This is a genomic window from Nocardioides dubius, from assembly GCF_039528155.1.
Classification (GTDB): Bacteria; Actinomycetota; Actinomycetes; order Propionibacteriales; family Nocardioidaceae; genus Nocardioides; species Nocardioides dubius.
In genome coordinates this window covers 232,231-250,532 of the sequence record NZ_BAAALG010000002.1, presented here as the reverse complement: position 1 = coordinate 250,532, position 18,302 = coordinate 232,231, and the positions used below count along the sequence as shown (strand labels likewise).

Genomic DNA, 18,302 nt, shown 5'->3' with positions numbered 1-18,302 from the left:
CCCATGCGATGCGATCGGGTAGGACGTATCGCAACCCCAAGGCTTGAGAAGGCGAGATATCCATGTGGGCCTATGTTGTCCGGCGCCTGGTCGTCGGCGTGGTGCTGTTGCTGGGCGTGAGCCTGGTGACCTTCGCGCTGTTCTTCGCGGCGCCCGCGGACCAGGCGAAGGCCGCCTGCGGCAAGACGTGCACGCAGGCGCAGGTCGAGATCACCGAGCGCGCGCTGGGCTACGACAAGCCCGTCGTCGTCCAGTGGGGCAAGTTCGTCAAGGGCCTCGTCGTGGGCCGCAGCTTCCCCGACGACAAGGCACTGGAGAAGACCAACCCGGAGCTGATCACCAAGTGCGACGCTCCGTGCCTGGGCTACTCCAAGAACCGCGGCACCACGGTCAACGAGCTGATAGCCGACGCCGCCCCGGTCTCGATCTCCCTGGCCGTCGTGGCCGTGATCATCTGGCTGGTCCTCGGAGTCGGATTGGGCATCATCGCGGCCGTCACCAAGGGCACGTTGATCGACCGTGGCCTGGTCGGTCTGACGCTGGTGATCTACGCCTTCCCGACCTTCTTCATCGGCTTCTTCTTCCTGAAGTTCATGGCCATCCGGTGGAAGATCTTCGACATACCGTCCTATGTCTCCATCGCGGACGGCGGAGTCGGCGCCTGGCTCTCGGGCCTGCTGCTGCCGAGCTTCACCCTGGCCCTGGTCTTCCTGGCCAGCTACGTCCGGATGACCCGCGCCTTCGTGCTCGAGTCGATGGGCGAGGACTACATCCGCACGGCGCGCGCCAAGGGCCTCAAGGGACGCACCGTCCTGTTCAAGCACGCCCTGCGTGCGGCGCTCACCCCGCTGGTGACGATGACCGGCATCGACTTCGGCACGCTCCTCGGCGGTGCGGTGATCACCGAGCAGGTCTTCGGCTACAACGGCCTGGGCAAGCTGACGGTGACCGCCTCCAACTTCCAGGATCTGCCCACCCTGGTGGGCGTGGTGCTGGTGGCCGGAGCGTTCGTGATCCTGGCGAACATCATCGTCGACATCGCCTATGCGTTCATCGACCCGCGCGTGCGGATCGGGTGAGGGAGTGACCATGAGTGAGAACAGCCAGGCCTTTCTGACTGTGCAGGACCTCTACGTCCACTTCCCGACCGCCGACGGCCTGGTCAAGGCCACCGACGGGCTCTCCTACACCCTCGAGCGCGGCAAGACGCTCGGCATCGTGGGCGAGTCCGGCTCCGGCAAGTCGGTGTCGAGCTCGACGATCCTCGGCCTGCATCGCGGCACCAACGCCCAGGTCAGCGGCAACGTCTGGCTCGACGGCGTGGACCTGCTCTCGCTGTCGGACCGGGAGATGCGCCAGAAGCGGGGCAAGGAGATCGCGATGATCTTCCAGGACCCGCTCTCGGCCCTGCACCCGTACTACACGGTGGGCAACCAGATCGCCGAGGCCTACCGCGTGCACAACAACGTCTCCAAGAAGGCGGCCCGCGCCCGCGGCATCGAGATGCTCGAGCTGGTCGGCATCCCGCAGCCGCAGACCCGCTTCGACAACTACCCGCACGAGTTCTCCGGCGGCATGCGGCAGCGCGCGATGATCGCGATGGCCCTGATCAACGACCCGAGCCTGGTGATCGCCGACGAGCCGACCACGGCCCTCGACGTCACGGTGCAGGCCCAGATCCTCGACCTCCTGCAGAACCTGCAGAAGGAGTTCAACACCGCGATCATCATGATCACCCACGACCTCGGCGTGGTGGCGGAGATGGCCGACGACGCGTTGGTGATGTACGCCGGCCGTGCCGTCGAGTACGGCCCGGTGCGCGAGGTGTTGACCCACCCGGAGATGCCCTACACCTGGGGTCTGCTCTCCAGCGTGCCCGAGGTGGGCGGCGACACCGACGCCCGGATGGTGCCGATCCCCGGCAACCCGCCCAGCCTGCTCAACCCGCCGTCGGGTTGTCCCTTCCACCCGCGGTGCGTGCACTCCGCCAAGGTTCCCGGCGACCTGTGCCGCACCACGCTGCCCGAGCTGCTCGAAGGCCCTCGTGGGGCCGGCCACCTCTCCCGGTGCCACCTGCCCGACCCCGAGGCGATCTACGAGGCAGAGGTGATCCCCGAGATCGCCCCCGAACAAGTTGAGGAGCGCCGAGGATGAGCGAGCCCGAGAACAAGCCCCAGCTCGAAGAGCTCCTGGCGCAGTCGAACAAGCCCACCGAGCTCGACCCGACGGCTCCGCCGATCCTCACCATCGACAACCTGGAGATGTACTTCCCGGTTCGCTCGAACGGCGTGATCCGGCGCAAGATCGGTGACGTCAAGGCGGTCGACGGCATCTCGCTGACGATCCCGAAGGGTGGCTCGGTCGGCCTGGTCGGCGAGTCCGGCTGCGGCAAGTCCACGGCCGGCCGCGCGATCACCCGGCTCTACAAGCCGACCGGCGGCTCCGTCGACTTCCAGGGCCGCAACCTGGCGGCGCTCTCGACCCGCGAGCTCAAGCCGCTGCGCCGTGAGGTGCAGATGGTCTTCCAGGACCCGTACAGCTCGCTGAACCCGCGGCACACCGTGGGCGCGATCATCGGGGCCCCGCTGCGGATCCACAACATGGTGCCCAAGAACAAGACCCTGGCCCGGGTCCAGGAGCTGCTCGAGGTCGTCGGCCTGAACCCCGAGCACTACAACCGGTACCCGAACGAGTTCTCGGGCGGTCAGCGTCAGCGCATCGGCATCGCCCGGGCACTCGCCCTGCAGCCGAAGCTGATCGTGGCCGATGAGCCGGTCTCGGCGCTCGACGTCTCGATCCAGGCGCAGGTGATCAACCTGCTCCAGGATCTCCAGCGCGAGTTCGACATCGCCTTCCTCTTCATCGCGCACGACCTGGCCGTGGTCCGACACTTCTGCCCCGAGGTAGCGGTGATGTACCTGGGCAAGATCGTCGAGATCGCGGACCGCGACACGCTCTACAGCCGGCCCAACCACCCCTACACCCAGGCACTGCTCTCCGCTGCGCCCGACGTGAAGCAGGCGGCGATCGGCGGACGGCGCGAGCGGATCCGGCTGACCGGTGACGTGCCCAGCCCGATCAACCCGCCGTCCGGCTGCCGGTTCCGCACCCGGTGCCCGCTGGCGCAGGAGATCTGCGCGAAGGTGGAGCCGCCGATGCTGCAGATCGGCCCGCGGCACAAGGTCGCCTGCCACTTCGCAGGCGAGCTCGGCAACCACCCCACCGACCCGGTCACCGACCGGCTCCTGGGCGTGGACGTCAACGGCAACCCCGACCCGGGTGCCAGCCCGGTCGAGCTCGACGACAAGCCGGGCTTCGGCGACGTCTGGTTCGACCTCAAGGCCCGGACCACGGTCAAGCCCTGAGCTGATCGCCCGAGGGCGTCGCACGCGGTGTGCGGCGCCCGATAGGCTCGTGCGTTGTGGATGGTCTCTTCGAGGTGGCAGGCTCGGCCGCGGGCCAGGGATCACTCGCCGGCAACGCGCACGCGTCGGCGCCGCTCGCGGTCCGGATGCGTCCGCGCACGCTGGACGAGCTGGTCGGCCAGGCCCAGTTGCGTGCCGACGGCTCGCCGCTGCGGCAGCTGATCGACGGCAACCGGCCGATGTCGCTGTTGCTGTGGGGCCCGCCCGGCACCGGCAAGACGACGATCGCGGCGATCCTCTCCGGCCAGACCGGACGCGACTTCGTGGAGGTCTCGGCGGTCGCGGCCGGCGTCAAGGAGGTGCGAGCCGCCATCGACGGTGCCCGGCGCCAGCTGGTGGCGACCGGACGGGAGACGGTGCTCTTCGTCGACGAGGTGCACCGCTTCAGCAAGGCGCAGCAGGACGCGCTGCTGCCCGGGGTGGAGAACCGGTGGGTGAGCCTGGTCGCGGCGACCACCGAGAACCCGTTCTTCTCGGTGATCTCACCGCTGCTGTCGCGCTCGCTGCTGGTCCAGCTGGAGTCACTGGACGACGACGACATCGCCGCGGTGATCGCCCGCGCTGTCGCCGACGAGCGCGGGCTGGCCGGTGAGGTCACCCTCGACGACGACGCCCGCGACCACCTGGTCCGGCTGGCCGGAGGCGACGCCCGCCGTTCGCTGACCTACCTGGAGGCTGCCGCGGGCGCCGCGCTCGGCAAGGGCAGCGCGGTGATCGACCTGGCCACCGCGGAGACCGCCATCGACCGCGCAGCGGTGCGCTACGACCGGCAGGGCGACCAGCACTACGACGTCACCTCGGCCTTCATCAAGTCGATCCGGGGCTCGGACGCCGACGCCGCGCTGCACTACCTGGCGCGGATGATCGAGGCGGGGGAGGACCCGCGCTTCATCGCCCGCCGCCTGGTGATCCTGGCCAGTGAGGACATCGGCCTGGCCGACCCGAACGCGCTCACCACCGCGGTCGCCGCGGCACAGGCGGTGCAGCTGATCGGGATGCCCGAGGCGCAGCTGAACCTGGCGCATGCGGTGATCGCGCTGGCCGTCGCACCCAAGTCCAACGCCGTCACGAACGCCATCTTCGCGGCGATCGCCGACGTGCGCGCCGGCAAGATCGGGGCGGTGCCGGCCCACCTGCGCGACGGGCACTACGCGGGCGCCAAGAAGCTCGGCCACGCCCAGGGCTACAAGTACGCCCACGACGAGCCGTTCGGGATCGCCGAGCAGCAGTACGCACCCGACGTGGTGGCCGACGCCACCTACTACCAGCCCACCGCGTTGGGTGCCGAGGCGACGATCAAGGAACGTTGGGAACGTGTGCGCCGGCTGATCCGCGGATCGCGATAGGGTCGGGCGTCATGACCATCGTCGTTCTGCTGCTGGGCCTGCTGGCCGGTGTGCTCGCCCTTGCGGTGGGTGTGCTCGCGCTGGCGTTGCGGCGTGCCCGCCGCGAGGCGACGGCGGAGGCGGAGCGGACCCGCACCGAGGCGGCCGAGCTGCGGGCGCGGGTCGACGCCCTGGCCGTGGCGATGCAGCCCGTGCCGGCAGTGACCACGGAGGAGTTCGTGATCACCCATCTCGGCGAGGCGGATGCCGAGGACGTGGCGCCCCAGCCCACGGTGACCCGGATCGAGGGCCGGCTCTTCGCCGACATCGTGCTGCGGGAGTCGGTGGTCAAGGTCGCCTCCTTCAGCCACGGCCTGCGCCGGGCGCTCGCGCCGGAGACCCGCAACCGGATCCGGTTCGAGATGAAGCGCGAGGTCAAGCGCTCCCGCAAGCAGCGCAAGGTCTTCCTGCGCGACGTCCGTCGTGAGGCGGCCGCGCGACAGCGAGCAGCCGACGCCCGCGCGGAGGGGATGTCGGCATGAGACGTGGCTTCTGGTTCGCCGCAGGCGCCGGAGCCGGCATCTACGCGATGAACCGAGCCCGCAGACTCCGCGAGTCGCTGACCGTCGAGGGCCTGCGCGACCGTGCTCAGGCGCTCTCGCTCGGCGCTCGGATGTTCCGCGACGAGGTCGCGCAGGCCCAGGTGGACAAGGAGGTCGAGCTGCGTGAGCGGCTCGGTCTGGCTCCGCCGGTCCGCGCGGACCGTCAACTCACCGCCGGCAGTGCGCCGGAACCCACCCCGATCACATCAAGCAGACAGCGAGGCACCAACTGATGGACACCGCGGAGATCCGCCGCCGGTTCGTCGACCACTTCGAGCGCAACGGGCACCAGGTCGTGCCCTCCGCGTCGTTGCTCCTCGACGACCCGACCCTGCTGTTCGTCAATGCCGGCATGGTGCCGTTCAAGCCGTACTTCCTGGGCCAGGAGACGGCCCCCTACCAGCGCGCGGTCAGCGTTCAGAAGTGCGTGCGCACCCTCGACATCGAGGAGGTCGGCAAGACCACGCGCCACGGCACCTTCTTCCAGATGTGTGGGAACTTCTCCTTCGGCGACTACTTCAAGCCCGGCGCGATCGAGTTCGCCTGGACGCTGATCACCAGCTCGGTCGCCGACGGCGGCTACGGGTTCGACCCGGAGAAGATCTGGGTCACCGTGCTGCACGGCGACGAGGAGACCAAGAGGCTCTGGCAGGAGATCGCCGGCCTGCCGCTCGAGCGCATCCAGGAGCGCGGGAAGCTGGACAACTACTGGAACATGGGCGTGCCCGGTCCCGGCGGTCCGTGCAGCGAGATCTACTTCGACCGCGGCCCCGAGTTCGGTGCCGAGGGCGGCCCCGAGGCCGACGAGGACCGCTACCTGGAGATCTGGAACCTGGTCTTCATGCAGGAGTCGCTGGCCACGGTGCGGGCCAAGGACGACTTCGACGTCGAGGGCCCGCTGCCGGCCAAGAACATCGACACCGGCATGGGCCTGGAGCGGGTCGCGTTCCTGCTGCAGGGCAAGAACAACATGTACGAGATCGACGAGATGTTCCCGGTCATCGAGAAGGCCGCCGAGCTCACCGGCCGGACGTACGGCGCCGACGCCGCCGACGACGTCCGGTTCCGGGTCGTGGCCGACCACGTGCGCTCCGGCCTGATGCTGATGGGTGACGGCGTCACCCCGGGCAACGACGGCCGTGGCTACGTGCTGCGCCGCCTGCTGCGCCGCGCGATCCGCTCGATGCGCCTGCTCGGCTACGAGGGCCGTGCCCTCGAGCAGCTGCTGCCGGTGTCGCTGGCCAAGATGGAGCTCGGCTACCCGGACCTGCGCAAGGACTGGCAGCGGATCTCCCAGGTCGCCTCCGCCGAGGAGACCGCCTTCCGCAAGACCCTGGCCGCCGGCACCCAGCTCTTCGACAACGCCGCCGAGGAGACCAAGTCCTCCGGCGCGACGGTGCTCTCCGGCAACCAGGCGTTCGCGCTGCACGACACCTACGGCTTCCCGATCGACCTCACCCTGGAGATGGCCTCCGAGGCCGGTCTCACCGTGGACGAGGCCGGGTTCCGCTCGTTGATGGCCGAGCAGCGCCAGCGCGCCAAGGCCGACGCCAAGGCCAAGAAGGGCCAGCACGCCGACACCGGCGTCTACCGCGAGATCCTCGACGCCAACGGGCCCACCGACTGGCTGGCCTACGAGACGCTGGAGACCGAGTCCCGCTCGATCGCCCTGCTCAGCGGCGGCGCGAGCGTCGGCTCGCTGGCGCAGGGCGAGGTCGGCGAGCTGGTCCTCGACCGCACCCCGTTCTACGCCGAGTCCGGTGGCCAGGCCGCCGACGCCGGCGTGATCGAGTTCGACGGCGGCAAGCTCGAGGTGCTCGACGTGCAGCGCCCGGTGCGTGGCCTGGTCGTGCACCAGGTGCGGGTGCTGGAAGGCGAGTTCGCGCCCGGCAGCGCGCTGCACGCCAAGGTGGATCCCGAGTGGCGCCTCGGCGCGCGTCAGGCCCACTCCGGCACCCACGTGATCCACGCGGCGCTGCGCGAGGTGCTCGGTCCCACCGCGCTGCAGTCCGGCTCCTTCAACCGGCCCGGCTACCTGCGCCTGGACTTCGGCTGGACGCAGTCCCTGACGCCCGCCCAGGTGCGCGACATCGAGCAGGTCTCCAACGAGGCGCTGCGCGCCGACCTCCCGGTCGGCTGGCAGTACATGACGCTGTCGGAGGCCAAGGACTGGGGCGCGATCGCGCTCTTCGGCGAGACCTACGACGACACCAAGGTGCGCGTCGTAGAGATCGGCGGTCGCTGGTCCCGCGAGCTCTGTGGTGGCACGCACGTCGACCACTCCTCGCAGATCGGCACGCTCGTCGTCACCGGTGAGGCCTCCGTCGGCTCCGGCAATCGCCGGATCGAGGCGTTCACCGGCGTCGAGGGCTTCCAGTACCTGGCGCGCGAGCGTGACGTCGTCGGCGAGCTGACCGGTCTCCTCAAGACCCAGCCCGACGACCTGGTCGGCCGGGTCAACGACCTGGTCGAGCGCCTGAAGAGCACCGAGAAGGAGCTGGAGAAGGTGCGCCTGGCCGCCCTGCTCGGCTCCGCGGGAGAGATCGCCGCGGGCGCTCAGGACGTCAACGGGATCAACGTGGTGGCCCACCGCCTCGACGGCGCGGGCGGCGGCGACGTGCGCACGCTGGCCCTCGACGTACGGGGGCGGCTGCCGCAGGACCGCCCGGGTGCGGTCGTGGTGATCGGCAACGCCGACGGCAAGGTCGCCGCAGTCGCTGCGGTCAACGACGCCGGCCAGGCCCGCGGCGTCAGCGCCAACGACCTGATCCGTGCGCTCGGCCCGCTGCTCGGCGGCAAGGGCGGCGGCAAGGCCGACGTCGCGCAGGGCGGCGGCACGGACGCGTCGCGCATCGACGAGGCACTGCAGCTGGTCGCGACCGAGGTCGCGCGCGCGGGCGGTAGCTGAGGGTGCGCCCCGGCGTGCGGCTCGGCATCGATCCGGGTGACGCCCGGATCGGTGTCGCCCGGTGCGATCCCTCCGGTGTGATCGCGACCCCACTGGAGACCGTGGCGCGAGGCGAGGGCGACGTCGCCCGCCTCGCGGCACTGGTCGCCGAGGAGGGTGCCATGGAGGTGGTGATGGGCCTGCCCCGCTCACTCTCGGGCGGGGAGGGCCCGGCCGCGCACAAGGTCCGGCGGTTCGCGCGCCGGCTCGCCAAGCGGATCGCCCCGGTGCCGGTTCGCCTGGTGGATGAAAGGTTGACCACCGTCACCGCGGAATCCATGCTTCGGGAACGCGGGCGCAAGGGTGCCGATCGGCGAGCTGTGGTGGACATGGCTGCGGCGGTGGTGATCCTGCAGCACGCGCTGGACGCTGAACAGGCCAGGGGCGAGGCGCCGGGGGACGTGCTCACCGTGGCGACGAACGAGGAGAACCAGGGATGAGCGAGCAGTCGAACGGCGGGGGCCGCCGTCGCGCGGCGAAGAAGCGCGGTGGCCGCGGTCTGGGCTGCTTGGTGATGCTGGTCGTGCTCGCCGCGATCGCCGCCGTCGCCTGGATCGGGCTGACGAAGGGCGTGGAGTGGGCGCGCGACCAGTTCGGCGAGCCCGAGGACTACGCCGGTCCGGGCAGCGGCTCGGTGACCATCGAGGTGGTCGCGGGTGACACCGCCTCCGACATCGCCCGCACCCTGGCGAAGGCGGACGTCGTCGCCTCCGTGGACGCCTTCCGCAACGTGGCCAACTCCCGTGCGGACGAGGCGGCGCGGATCCAGCCCGGCATCTACGAGATGCTCAAGCAGATGAAGGCGGCCGACGCCTTCACCTTCCTCGCCGACCCCACCAACGCCTCCGTGGAGCGGGTCACCGTGCCCGAGGGCCTGCGGGTGGTCGACATCCTCGACCTGCTCGGCAAGAAGACCGAATTCAGCACCAAGCAGTTCAAGAAGGCGCTGCCGAAGCTGGAGCTGCCGGACTACGCCGAGCTGAACGCCGACGGCGAACCCGAGGGCTACCTGTTCCCGGCCACCTACGACCTGCGTCCGGACGACACTCCGCGTTCGATCCTGCAGGCGATGGTGGACCGCTGGAAGCAGTCGGCCGACAAGCTGGGCCTGGTGGAGGGCGCCGAGAAGCTCGGCTACACCCCGCACGAGGTGATGACGATCGCCGCCCTGGTCGAGGCCGAGGGACGTGGCGACGACATGCCCAAGATCGCCCGAGTCATCTACAACCGCCTGGAGAACCCCGGCACCGCCGGCACCATCGGCCGCCTGGAGATCGACGCCACGGTCAACTACGCGCTCGGGCGCAACCTGGGCGTCGCGATCCCGTCGGAGGACCTCGACGTCGACTCGCCGTACAACACCCGGCGTGAGGTGGGCCTGCCGCCCGGCCCGATCGAGGCTCCGGGCGAGGACGCGATCGAGGCCGCGCTCAACCCGGCCTCGGGCGATTGGTACTACTACGTCACCGTCGACCTGCGCACGGGCGAGACGAAGTTCGCCTCCAGCTACGACGAGTTCCTCGGCTACAAGGCGGAGTACACGGCCTACTGCCAGACCTCGGACGCCTGCTGATGCGTCGTTGCGGGGTGCTCGGTGACCCGATCGACCACTCGCTCTCCCCGGTGCTGCACCGGGCGGGCTATGCGGCCGCCGGACTGGAGTGGAGCTACACCCCGCACCGGGTCGCCGAGGCCGGCCTGCCGGAGTTCCTCGCGGGTCTGGACGACGACTGGCGGGGCCTGTCGCTGACGATGCCGCTCAAGCGCACCGTGATGGGCCTGGCCACCCGGGTCACCGAGACCGCACGCCTGGCCGGTGGGGCGAACACCTTGCTCTTCGCCGAGGACGGCAGCACCACCGCGGACAACACCGATGTCCCGGGTGCGGCTGCCGCGCTGCGTGAGCGCTACCAGGGCCCGGTGACGGCGGCGACCATCCTCGGCGGCGGGGCCACCGCGACCTCCCTGGGCATGGCGTTGGCCGGTCTCGGTGCCACCGAGCTGCTGATCCTGGTCCGCTCCCCGGAGCGCGCCGCCGCGACGGTGAACGCGCTGCGCGCGCTGCCGGCGCCGCCGACGGTCCGGGTCGGACTGCTCGGCGACGAGCCGTTCATCGGCGAGGTGGTCGGCTCTACCATCCCGGCACGTGCGCAGACCGGAGCGCTGGTCGCGGCGAGTCGGGAGCACCCGGTGCTCTTCGAGGTGATCTACCACCCGTGGCCGACGCCGTTGGCCGCTGCGGTCGCCGCCGACCGGACCCTGATCGGCGGGCTGGACCTGCTGGTGCACCAGGCGGCGTTGCAGTTCTCCTGGTTCACCGGTGAGCCCGCCCCCCTGGCCACGATGCGCGCGGCAGGGGAGTGGGCCCTGGCCCAGCGGGGGTGAGGAGATGTCGGTGAGCCTGCACGCCGCCGCATCGGCGACCGCTGCAGTCAGTGCGGCGGTGCTGGCCTGGCCGATGCCGCGGCTGGTGGCGCGCCTTCCGGAGCCGCCCGAGGCCGACCCGGAGAAGGTGACCTACGCCGAGTTGGCCGCGGTGCCGCGGCTGCCTCTCCGCTACGCGCTGTGGGCGGGTGCCGCGGCCGGCACCGTGGGCGCCTTCCTGGGCTGGCACGGCGCCCTGCTGATGCTGGTGCCGTTGAGTGCGGCCGGCGTCGCCCTTGCGCACATCGACTTCCGGACCCGGCTGCTGCCCAAGCTGCTGGTCCGACCGCTCTACCCGGTGCTGCTCCTCGGTCTGGTCCTCGCCGCGCTGCTGGAGCGGGATCCCGGCGTGCTCACCGGAGGCGTACTGGGGGCGGTGGTGGCGTTGATCGTCTACTGGCTGCTGTGGCGGTTCACGCCGGGCATGGGCTACGGCGACGTCCGGCTCTCCGGCCTGGTCGGGATGGCGCTCGGCGCCCTGGGCTGGCAGGCCCTCGGCCTCGGCCTCTACGGCGGCTTCCTGCTCGGCGCGCTGGGCTGGGTGCCGCTGCGCCTGCTCGGCTTCACCAAGGACCGGCACTTCGCGTTCGGACCGTTCATGCTGCTCGGCGTGGTGGCCGGAGCCTGCGTCTCGGCGCTGTGAGGGCGTCCGCCCCTCGGGCACAGGCGTCTCGGAGTTGGCAGTTGGTGTGAGCCCGTCCGACGGCCCGTGAAAGACTGACGCCATGCTTCGATGGCTCACTGCGGGCGAGTCCCACGGCCCCTCCCTGGTCGCAATCCTCGAGGGCCTGCCGGCCCATGTCCAGATCACCTCCGAGGAGATCGGCGAGTCGCTGGCGCGCCGTCGCCTCGGCTACGGGCGCGGCGCCCGGATGAAGTTCGAGCAGGACGTCGTCCGCGTGGTCGGCGGCGTCCGGCACGGTGAGTCGCAGGGCGGACCGGTCGCGATCGAGGTCGGCAACACCGAGTGGCCCAAGTGGGAGCAGGTCATGTCGGCCGACCCGGTCGACCCCGAGGTGCTCGCCGACAGCGCCCGCAACGCGCCGCTGACCCGCCCGCGCCCCGGCCACGCCGACCTGGCCGGCATGCAGAAGTACGACTTCGACGAGGCCCGGCCGATCCTGGAGCGCGCCTCCGCCCGTGAGACGGCGGCCCGTGTCGCGCTCGGCCGCGTCGCCTCCAACTTCCTGGAGCAGGCCGTCGGCGCTCGGATCGTCTCCCACGTGATCGAGCTCGGCGGCGTCCCTGCGCCCGCCGGCACGCTGCCCGAGGCCGACGACGTCGAGCGCCTGGACGCCGACCCGGTGCGCTGCCTGGACGCCGACGCCAGCAAGGCGATGGTCGAGCGGATCGACCAGGCCCACAAGGACGGCGACACCCTCGGCGGCGTCGTCGAGGTGGTCGTGCACGGTCTGCCGTCGGGCCTCGGCTCGCACGTGCACTGGGACCGTCGTCTCGACTCGCGTCTGGCCGGCGCGTTGATGGGCATCCAGGCGATCAAGGGCGTCGAGGTCGGTGACGGCTTCGAGCTGGCCGCCACGCCGGGCTCGCTGGCCCACGACGAGATCGTCACCGAGGAGGGCCGGCTGCGCCGCACCTCGGGTCGCTCCGGCGGCATCGAGGGCGGCATGACCACCGGTGAGGTGATGCGGGTCCGGGCTGCGATGAAGCCGATCGCCACCGTTCCCCGCGCGCTGCGCACCGTCGACGTCGCCACCGGCGAGGCCACGGTCGCCCACCACCAGCGCTCCGACGTCTGCGCGGTTCCGGCCGCCGGCATCGTCGCCGAGGCGATGGTGGCCCTGGTGCTCGCCGACGCCGTGCTGGAGAAGTTCGGTGGCGACTCGGTCGCCGAGACCGCCCGCAACGTCGCCGCCTACCGCGAGGCGATCCGGTTCAAGTGAGGCACTGGTGACCGGTCCCCGGGTGGTGCTCATCGGACCGATGGGCGCCGGCAAGTCCACCGTGGCGCGTCGCCTCGGTGAGCTGTGGGGCGTGCCGGTGCGTGACACCGACGAGGACATCGAGGCGGCCGAGGGCCGTCCGATCTCGGACATCTTCGTCACCGACGGCGAGGCCTACTTCCGCGCCAAGGAGCGGGATGCCGTGGCACTCGCCCTGCGCGAGCACGACGGCGTCCTCTCCCTCGGCGGGGGCGCGGTGCTCGACGCCGACACCCGCACCCGGCTCGCCGAGCACCCGGTCGTCTTCTTGGAGGTCGGCCTCGCCGAGGCGGTCAAGCGGGTCGGCCTGGGCACCGGCCGGCCGCTGCTGCTGGGCAACGTCCGGGCCCGGGTCAAGGCGCTGCTCGACGAGCGCACCCCGATCTACCGTGGCGCTGCCACCTACACCGTGAACACCGATCAGCGCGGCCCCGCCGAGGTCGCCGCCGAGATCACCCGACTTCTGGAGAGCTGATGCCTGAGACGCCTACGACCGACGGTCCCACCGTCCTGCACGTCGGGGGAGCCTCCCCGTACGACGTCGTGGTCGGCCGCTCGCTGCTGGACCGGCTGCCGGAGCTGATCGGCGGCGGCGTGCAGCAGGTCGCGCTGCTCTACGCCGGTGACCTGGAGCAGCAGGCGCAGCGGGTCGCGGAGTCGCTGATCGACAGCTACGACGTGCTTGCGCTGGGCCTTCCGGACGGCGAGAGCGCCAAGAGCGCTGCGGTGGCCAACGACTGCTGGGAGGCGCTCGGCGAGCGCAACTTCACCCGCAGCGACGTCGTGGTGACGCTGGGCGGAGGTGCGACCACCGACCTCGGCGGCTTCGTCGCCGCGAGCTGGCTGCGCGGCGTGCGGGTCGTGCACATCCCGACCACGCTGCTGGCCATGGTCGACGCCGCCGTCGGCGGCAAGACCGGGATCAACACCGGTGCCGGCAAGAACCTGGTCGGCGCCTTCCACGAGCCGGCCGGTGTGCTCTGCGACCTGGAGTTCCTGGACACCCTGCCCGCCGACGAGCTGGTGGCCGGCCTCGGTGAGGTCGTCAAGTGCGGCTTCATCGCCGATCCGGAGATCCTGCGGCTGGTGGAGGCCGGCCCGGACGCTGCCCGGGACCCCCGCTCGCCGGTGCTGCGCGAGCTGGTCGAGCGCTCGATCCGGGTGAAGATCGACGTCGTCGTCGCCGACCTCAAGGAGACCGGCGGCCTCGACGGGCATCCCGGGCGCGAGGCGCTGAACTACGGCCACACCATGGCGCACGCCATCGAGCGCGCCACCGGGTACGCGATCCGGCACGGTGAGGCGGTCGCCATCGGCAGCATCTTCGTCGCCGAGCTGGCCCGCGCCGCCGGCGTGATCGACGACGAGCTGGCCGACCGGCACCGCACCGCGTTCGCGAGCGTCGGACTGCCGGTCGCCTGGAGCGGCGAGGCGGGCTTCGACGACCTGCTGGCCACCATGGCGGTGGACAAGAAGTCCCGCGGCTCCCAGCTGCGCTTCGTCGTCCTCGACGAGCTGGCCAAGCCCCGGATCCTGGCCGGCCCGGACGAGGCGCACCTGCGCGCCGCCTACGCCGCGATCACCCGGAGCGCCTGATGCGGGCGTGGGTGCTGAACGGCCCGAACCTCGGCCGCCTCGGACGGCGTCAGCCGGAGATCTACGGCCACACCACCCACGCCGAGCTGGCCGAGCGGTGCGTGGCCTGGGGGAGCGCCCTCGGGCTCGAGGTCGAGGTCCGGCAGACCAACCACGAGGGCGAGCTCCTCGACTGGCTCAACCAGGCCGCGGACGAGCAGATCCCGGTGGTGCTCAACGCCGCCGCCTGGACCCACTACTCGTGGGCGATCTACGACGCCTGCGCTCAGCTGGAGGCTCCGCTGGTCGAGGTGCACATCTCCGATCCGACCCAGCGTCCGGAGATCTTCCGGCACACCTCGGTGGTCACCGAGCACGCTGCCACGGTGATCGCCGGGCACGGCATCGACGGCTACCGGATGGCGTTGGAGTTCCTGGCTCGCGACTGAGCCAGGACCCCGTATAGAATCGAGCGTTGCCGTCCTGGCGGGTCACCCGCGACGGCACCTCGAACCCGACTGCGAAGAAGGCGACTACACGCGCATGGCAACCACCAACGACCTCAAGAACGGCATGGTTCTCAACATCGACGGGCAGCTCTGGTCCGTCGTCGAGTTCCAGCACGTCAAGCCCGGCAAGGGCCCGGCGTTCGTTCGCACCAAGCTGAAGAACGTCGAGTCGGGCAAGACCGTCGACAAGACCTTCAACGCCGGTACCAAGGTCGAGACGGCCAACGTGGACAAGCGCACCATGCAGTACCTGTACAACGACGGCACGTCGTACGTCTTCATGGACATCTCCACCTACGACCAGCTCGAGGTCACCCCGGAGATCGTCGGCGACGCCAAGAACTTCATGCTCGAGAACCAGGAGGCGATCGTCGCCACCAACGACGGCCGCGTGCTGTACGTCGAGCTCCCCGCCTCCGTCGAGCTGCTGGTCGCCGAGACCGAGCCCGGCCTGCAGGGCGACCGCTCCACCGGCGGCACCAAGCCCGCCACCCTGGAGACCGGCCACCAGATCCAGGTGCCGCTCTTCATCACCTCGGGCGAGAAGGTCAAGGTCGACACCCGCGACTCGTCCTACCTCGGTCGCGTCAAGTCCTGATGGCTGCGCGGAGCAAGGCTCGCAAGCGCGCCCTGGACATCCTCTTCGCCGGTGAGCTCCGCGACGAGGGCCCTGCTGCGGCTCTCGAGCGCTGGCTCACCGAGGGAGAGCCCCTCGACAACCAGTACTCGGTCGAGCTGGTGCGCGGCGTCGCCGAGCACCAGGACGAGATCGACCAGCTGATCCGCGACGCCGCCCAGGGCTGGACCCTGGAGCGGATGCCGGTCGTCGACCGCAACGTGCTGCGGATCGGCGTCTACGAGATCGTCTGGGCCGACGAGATCCCCAACGCCGTCGCGGTCAGCGAGGCGCTCGCGCTGGTGGGCGACCTGTCCACCGACGAGTCGCCGAGCTTCGTCAACGGCGTCCTCGGTGCGATCGTGCGAGGCGCCGAGAAGGCCTGAGCGCCAACGCCGAACGCCGCCCCCTCAGCATGAGGTGGGCGGCGTTCGTCGTCGTTGGCCTCCGGCGGGCGGCGGCTACGGGTGGAACGGAGTCGGCGCGCCGAGGGTGAACCGGGTGCTGGAGAGCACGGCGCCCTTGTGACGCCCGCTGGGCAGCCACGAGGGCAGGTCGCCCTCGGAGCTGACGTCGACGTCCAGGTTGGCGTAGCGCATCTTGCCGTTCGCCTTGAGGCGGGTGCCGCGCAGCGATCCGTCCGGGAATTCCTGGATCACCCGCATCCGGCTGAAGACCGGCAGGCTGACTCCGAGCCGCACGCTCGGCGCGGCGGAGACCCGCCAGTGCTGGCCGGTGGCGGACGTCGCGGCGAAGGTGTCGCCGTCGGCGGGAGCGCCGGTGAAGTTCGACAGCGTCTTCGGGATCGACCAGTTGCCACGCCCGCCGACCAGGCTGGTGGGGGAGTCCACCGACATGAACGGGATGGTGCCGATCAGGTGCCGCCCGACGCGCAGGCCGATCGCACCGAACACCTCGTCGTAGACGCCGACCGGGGTGTCGGCGTAGCGGACCATGCCGCCGATCACCACGGCGGCCTTGCCGCGGGCGCGCAGGGCGGGCGGCAGCGCCTCGGTGGCGGCCGGCGTCGCCTTGCACCACCAGACGATGGCGGAGGCCTGGACGGTCCACGGCGCGGGCGCCTCGTTCGGGGGCATCGTGGCGAGGAAGTCGGAGGTCACACGACTCTCGGAGACGCTCGGCACGTCAAGGAGGGAGAAGGGCATGGCCTCCATGATGCCGTCTGGATCAGGGCCGTGTTCAGGGTTCGCCGCGAGTCGTGCGCGGCGACTGCGGTAGGCTCAGCGCGTTCGACATCCTTTAACGAGCCGTCCCGTGAGGCGGAGAAGGAGTTGGCGCTGGTGACGCCTGCGCAGAATGATCCCGGCCCCGGTGAGGGTCGTACCGTCCTAGAGGCCCGTGACATCGCCCGGGCCCTGACGCGCATCTCGCACGAGATCCTGGAGCGCAACAAGGGCGCCCAGGACCTCATCCTCCTCGGCCTGCAGACCCGCGGCGTGCCGCTGGCGAAGCGGATCGCCGAGCGCATCCAGGCAGTCGAGGGCCACGGCGTCGCCGTCGGCTCGCTCGACGTCACGATGTACCGCGACGACCTGCGCAGCCACCCGACGCGTGGTCCGCAGCGCACCGAGATCCCGGCCGAGGGCATCGACGGCAAGACGGTCGTCCTGGTCGACGACGTGCTCTACTCGGGCCGCACCATCCGGGCCGCGCTGGACGCGCTCTCCGACCTCGGCCGGCCGGCCGCGGTCCGGCTCGCGGTGCTGGTCGACCGGGGCCACCGCGAGCTGCCGATCCGGGCCGACCACGTGGGCAAGAACCTGCCCAGCGCCCGGACCGAGCGGGTCGGCGTCAGGCTGGCCGAGATCGACGGCTACGACGAGGTGCGCATCGCCGGCGTCGATGCCATCGCCGAAGCCCGCCGCGCCGCCGACGAGGAGGACTACTCGTGAAGCACCTGCTGAGCATCGACGATCTCGACGTCGACACCATCGCCGACATCTTCGCCACCGCCTCCGAGATGCACGACGTGCAGCGCCGGGAGGTCAAGAAGCTGCCGGCACTGCGCGGGCGCACGGTGATCAACCTCTTCTTCGAGGACTCCACCCGGACCCGCTCCAGCTTCGAGATCGCCGGCAAGTGGCTCTCCGCCGACGTCATCAACATCTCGGCCAAGGGCAGCTCGGCCAGCAAGGGCGAGAGCCTGCGCGACACCGTGCTGACCGTCTGCGCGATGGGCGTCGACGGCGTGATCGTGCGGCACCCGGCAAGCGGCGCGGCCCAGCAGATCAGCCAGTGGGTCGACGCGGTGGTGATCAATGCCGGCGACGGCATGCACGAGCACCCCACCCAGGCGCTGCTGGACGCGTACACGCTGCAACGCAAGCTGGGCTCGCTGGAGGGACGGAAGGTCGCCATCGTCGGCGACCTCACCCACAGCCGGGTCTTCCGCTCCGGCGTGAAGCTGCTCACCAAGCTCGGCGCCGAGGTGACCGTGGTCGCCCCGCCGACGCTGATGCCCTCGGGGATCGGCACCTGGTCGCGCGACGCGGGCTTCGCCGTCTCCTACGACGTGGACGAGGTCCTGCCCGAGGCGGACGCGGTGATGATGCTGCGGGTGCAGAAGGAGCGGATGTCGGGCGGCTACTTCCCGACGCCGCGTGAGTACACGGTCGGCTACGGCCTGACCCGTGACCGGCTCGCCTCGCTCAAGCCCGACACCCCGATCTGCCACCCCGGCCCGATGAACCGCGGCCTGGAGATCTCGCCCGAGGCCGCCGACGCGGCCTCCAGCCTGGTCCTGGACCAGGTCTCGTCCGGCGTCGCGATCCGGATGTCCGTGCTCTACCACCTGCTGACCGGAGAGGAGACCGTCGCGTGAACGCCGGACGGCTCGTAGTCAAGGGTGCCTCGCTGCTCGGCGAGCGCACCGCCGACATCCTGATCGACGGCGGCGTGATCCGCGAGATCGGCGC

General features: G+C 70.8%; 20 protein-coding genes. 19 read left to right on the top strand and 1 reads right to left on the bottom strand.

The annotated features are described in order from the left end of the window. The first annotated feature begins 62 nt into the window (after positions 1-62). From ABD151_RS03005 to nusB, 17 genes are all read left to right on the top strand, one after another. Positions 63-1,079 (top strand): ABC transporter permease, encoded by a 1,017-nt coding sequence (locus tag ABD151_RS03005; RefSeq protein ID WP_343991194.1) that lies wholly within the window; start codon positions 63-65, stop codon positions 1,077-1,079. A 10-nt stretch (positions 1,080-1,089) separates the two neighbouring features. Beyond that, positions 1,090-2,154 carry an ABC transporter ATP-binding protein gene (locus ABD151_RS03000; protein WP_343991192.1) on the top strand — a complete coding sequence of 355 codons (1,065 nt, stop codon included), beginning with the start codon at positions 1,090-1,092 and terminating at the stop codon, positions 2,152-2,154. After that, positions 2,151-3,365 carry an ABC transporter ATP-binding protein gene (locus ABD151_RS02995; RefSeq protein ID WP_343991190.1) on the top strand — a complete coding sequence of 405 codons (1,215 nt, stop codon included), beginning with the start codon at positions 2,151-2,153 and terminating at the stop codon, positions 3,363-3,365. Before ABD151_RS03000 ends, ABD151_RS02995 begins: the two co-directional genes overlap by 4 nt. A 56-nt stretch (positions 3,366-3,421) precedes the next feature. Beyond that, positions 3,422-4,771: a replication-associated recombination protein A gene (locus ABD151_RS02990; protein ID WP_343991188.1), complete on the top strand. Its 1,350-nt coding sequence runs from the start codon at positions 3,422-3,424 to the stop codon at positions 4,769-4,771. 11 nt (positions 4,772-4,782) lie between these two features. Beyond that, a complete protein-coding gene (locus ABD151_RS02985; RefSeq protein WP_343991186.1) occupies positions 4,783-5,292 on the top strand; it encodes a hypothetical protein in 510 nt (169 codons plus the stop codon). Continuing rightward, the gene (locus ABD151_RS02980) at positions 5,289-5,585 is read left to right on the top strand and encodes a DUF6167 family protein (RefSeq protein ID WP_343991184.1); all 297 of its coding nucleotides are present in this window, start codon (positions 5,289-5,291) and stop codon (positions 5,583-5,585) included. Before ABD151_RS02985 ends, ABD151_RS02980 begins: the two co-directional genes overlap by 4 nt. Beyond that, positions 5,585-8,260, top strand: a complete 2,676-nt coding sequence (gene alaS, locus ABD151_RS02975) for an alanine--tRNA ligase (protein WP_343991182.1) — start codon at positions 5,585-5,587, stop codon at positions 8,258-8,260. The genes ABD151_RS02980 and alaS overlap by 1 nt, the downstream gene beginning before the upstream one ends. Positions 8,261-8,262: 2 nt before the next feature. After that, positions 8,263-8,739, top strand: a complete 477-nt coding sequence (gene ruvX, locus ABD151_RS02970; RefSeq protein ID WP_343991180.1) for a Holliday junction resolvase RuvX — start codon at positions 8,263-8,265, stop codon at positions 8,737-8,739. Beyond that, positions 8,736-9,872, top strand: a complete 1,137-nt coding sequence (gene mltG, locus ABD151_RS02965; RefSeq protein WP_343991178.1) for an endolytic transglycosylase MltG — start codon at positions 8,736-8,738, stop codon at positions 9,870-9,872. Before ruvX ends, mltG begins: the two co-directional genes overlap by 4 nt. Beyond that, a complete protein-coding gene (locus ABD151_RS02960; RefSeq protein ID WP_343991176.1) occupies positions 9,872-10,684 on the top strand; it encodes a shikimate dehydrogenase in 813 nt (270 codons plus the stop codon). Before mltG ends, ABD151_RS02960 begins: the two co-directional genes overlap by 1 nt. Before the next feature lie 10 nt (positions 10,685-10,694). Next, the gene (locus tag ABD151_RS02955) at positions 10,695-11,366 is read left to right on the top strand and encodes a prepilin peptidase (protein WP_343991175.1); all 672 of its coding nucleotides are present in this window, start codon (positions 10,695-10,697) and stop codon (positions 11,364-11,366) included. Between the two features lie 82 nt (positions 11,367-11,448). Beyond that, positions 11,449-12,627 carry a chorismate synthase gene (gene aroC, locus ABD151_RS02950; RefSeq protein WP_343991174.1) on the top strand — a complete coding sequence of 393 codons (1,179 nt, stop codon included), beginning with the start codon at positions 11,449-11,451 and terminating at the stop codon, positions 12,625-12,627. A 7-nt stretch (positions 12,628-12,634) separates the two neighbouring features. Next, entirely contained in the window at positions 12,635-13,141 is a 507-nt protein-coding gene (locus ABD151_RS02945; RefSeq protein WP_343991173.1) for a shikimate kinase, read from the top strand. Next, positions 13,141-14,262, top strand: a complete 1,122-nt coding sequence (gene aroB / locus ABD151_RS02940; protein ID WP_343991172.1) for a 3-dehydroquinate synthase — start codon at positions 13,141-13,143, stop codon at positions 14,260-14,262. Before ABD151_RS02945 ends, aroB begins: the two co-directional genes overlap by 1 nt. After that, positions 14,262-14,690 carry a type II 3-dehydroquinate dehydratase gene (locus ABD151_RS02935; protein WP_343991171.1) on the top strand — a complete coding sequence of 143 codons (429 nt, stop codon included), beginning with the start codon at positions 14,262-14,264 and terminating at the stop codon, positions 14,688-14,690. Before aroB ends, ABD151_RS02935 begins: the two co-directional genes overlap by 1 nt. A gap of 94 nt (positions 14,691-14,784) precedes the next feature. Beyond that, positions 14,785-15,348, top strand: coding sequence for an elongation factor P (gene efp / locus ABD151_RS02930; protein ID WP_343991169.1), 564 nt, complete (start codon positions 14,785-14,787; stop codon positions 15,346-15,348). After that, complete coding sequence (gene nusB, locus ABD151_RS02925; RefSeq protein ID WP_343991167.1) at positions 15,348-15,752, top strand: transcription antitermination factor NusB; 405 nt, start codon at positions 15,348-15,350, stop codon at positions 15,750-15,752. The genes efp and nusB overlap by 1 nt, the downstream gene beginning before the upstream one ends. Before the next feature lie 75 nt (positions 15,753-15,827). Here nusB and ABD151_RS02920 read toward each other — a convergent pair whose 3' ends face one another. Further along, a complete protein-coding gene (locus ABD151_RS02920; protein ID WP_343991165.1) occupies positions 15,828-16,532 on the bottom strand; it encodes an acetoacetate decarboxylase family protein in 705 nt (234 codons plus the stop codon). Positions 16,533-16,667: 135 nt separating this feature from the next. Here ABD151_RS02920 and pyrR point away from each other — a divergent pair, with 135 nt between their 5' ends. Both pyrR and ABD151_RS02910 read left to right on the top strand, forming a co-directional pair. Further along, the gene (pyrR, locus tag ABD151_RS02915; RefSeq protein ID WP_343991163.1) at positions 16,668-17,279 is read left to right on the top strand and encodes a bifunctional pyr operon transcriptional regulator/uracil phosphoribosyltransferase PyrR; all 612 of its coding nucleotides are present in this window, start codon (positions 16,668-16,670) and stop codon (positions 17,277-17,279) included. Continuing rightward, a complete protein-coding gene (locus tag ABD151_RS02910; RefSeq protein ID WP_343991161.1) occupies positions 17,276-18,208 on the top strand; it encodes an aspartate carbamoyltransferase catalytic subunit in 933 nt (310 codons plus the stop codon). The genes pyrR and ABD151_RS02910 overlap by 4 nt, the downstream gene beginning before the upstream one ends. Positions 18,209-18,302 lie beyond the last annotated feature (94 nt).

Excerpts from the sequence above, each read along its gene's own strand:
- nusB (WP_343991167.1), top strand. The coding sequence starts at position 15,348 with ATGGCTGCGCGGAGCAAGGCTCGCAAGCGCGCCCTGGACATCCTCTTC.
- ABD151_RS02985 (WP_343991186.1), top strand. The coding sequence starts at position 4,783 with ATGACCATCGTCGTTCTGCTGCTGGGCCTGCTGGCCGGTGTGCTCGCC.
- ABD151_RS02920 (WP_343991165.1), bottom strand. The coding sequence starts at position 16,532 with ATGCCCTTCTCCCTCCTTGACGTGCCGAGCGTCTCCGAGAGTCGTGTG.
- ABD151_RS02980 (WP_343991184.1), top strand. The coding sequence starts at position 5,289 with ATGAGACGTGGCTTCTGGTTCGCCGCAGGCGCCGGAGCCGGCATCTAC.
- ABD151_RS02935 (WP_343991171.1), top strand. The coding sequence starts at position 14,262 with ATGCGGGCGTGGGTGCTGAACGGCCCGAACCTCGGCCGCCTCGGACGG.
- ABD151_RS02960 (WP_343991176.1), top strand. The coding sequence starts at position 9,872 with ATGCGTCGTTGCGGGGTGCTCGGTGACCCGATCGACCACTCGCTCTCC.
- aroC (WP_343991174.1), top strand. The coding sequence starts at position 11,449 with ATGCTTCGATGGCTCACTGCGGGCGAGTCCCACGGCCCCTCCCTGGTC.
- efp (WP_343991169.1), top strand. The coding sequence starts at position 14,785 with ATGGCAACCACCAACGACCTCAAGAACGGCATGGTTCTCAACATCGAC.
- ABD151_RS02995 (WP_343991190.1), top strand. The coding sequence starts at position 2,151 with ATGAGCGAGCCCGAGAACAAGCCCCAGCTCGAAGAGCTCCTGGCGCAG.
- ABD151_RS03005 (WP_343991194.1), top strand. The coding sequence starts at position 63 with ATGTGGGCCTATGTTGTCCGGCGCCTGGTCGTCGGCGTGGTGCTGTTG.
- alaS (WP_343991182.1), top strand. The coding sequence starts at position 5,585 with ATGGACACCGCGGAGATCCGCCGCCGGTTCGTCGACCACTTCGAGCGC.
- ABD151_RS03000 (WP_343991192.1), top strand. The coding sequence starts at position 1,090 with ATGAGTGAGAACAGCCAGGCCTTTCTGACTGTGCAGGACCTCTACGTC.
- mltG (WP_343991178.1), top strand. The coding sequence starts at position 8,736 with ATGAGCGAGCAGTCGAACGGCGGGGGCCGCCGTCGCGCGGCGAAGAAG.
- aroB (WP_343991172.1), top strand. The coding sequence starts at position 13,141 with ATGCCTGAGACGCCTACGACCGACGGTCCCACCGTCCTGCACGTCGGG.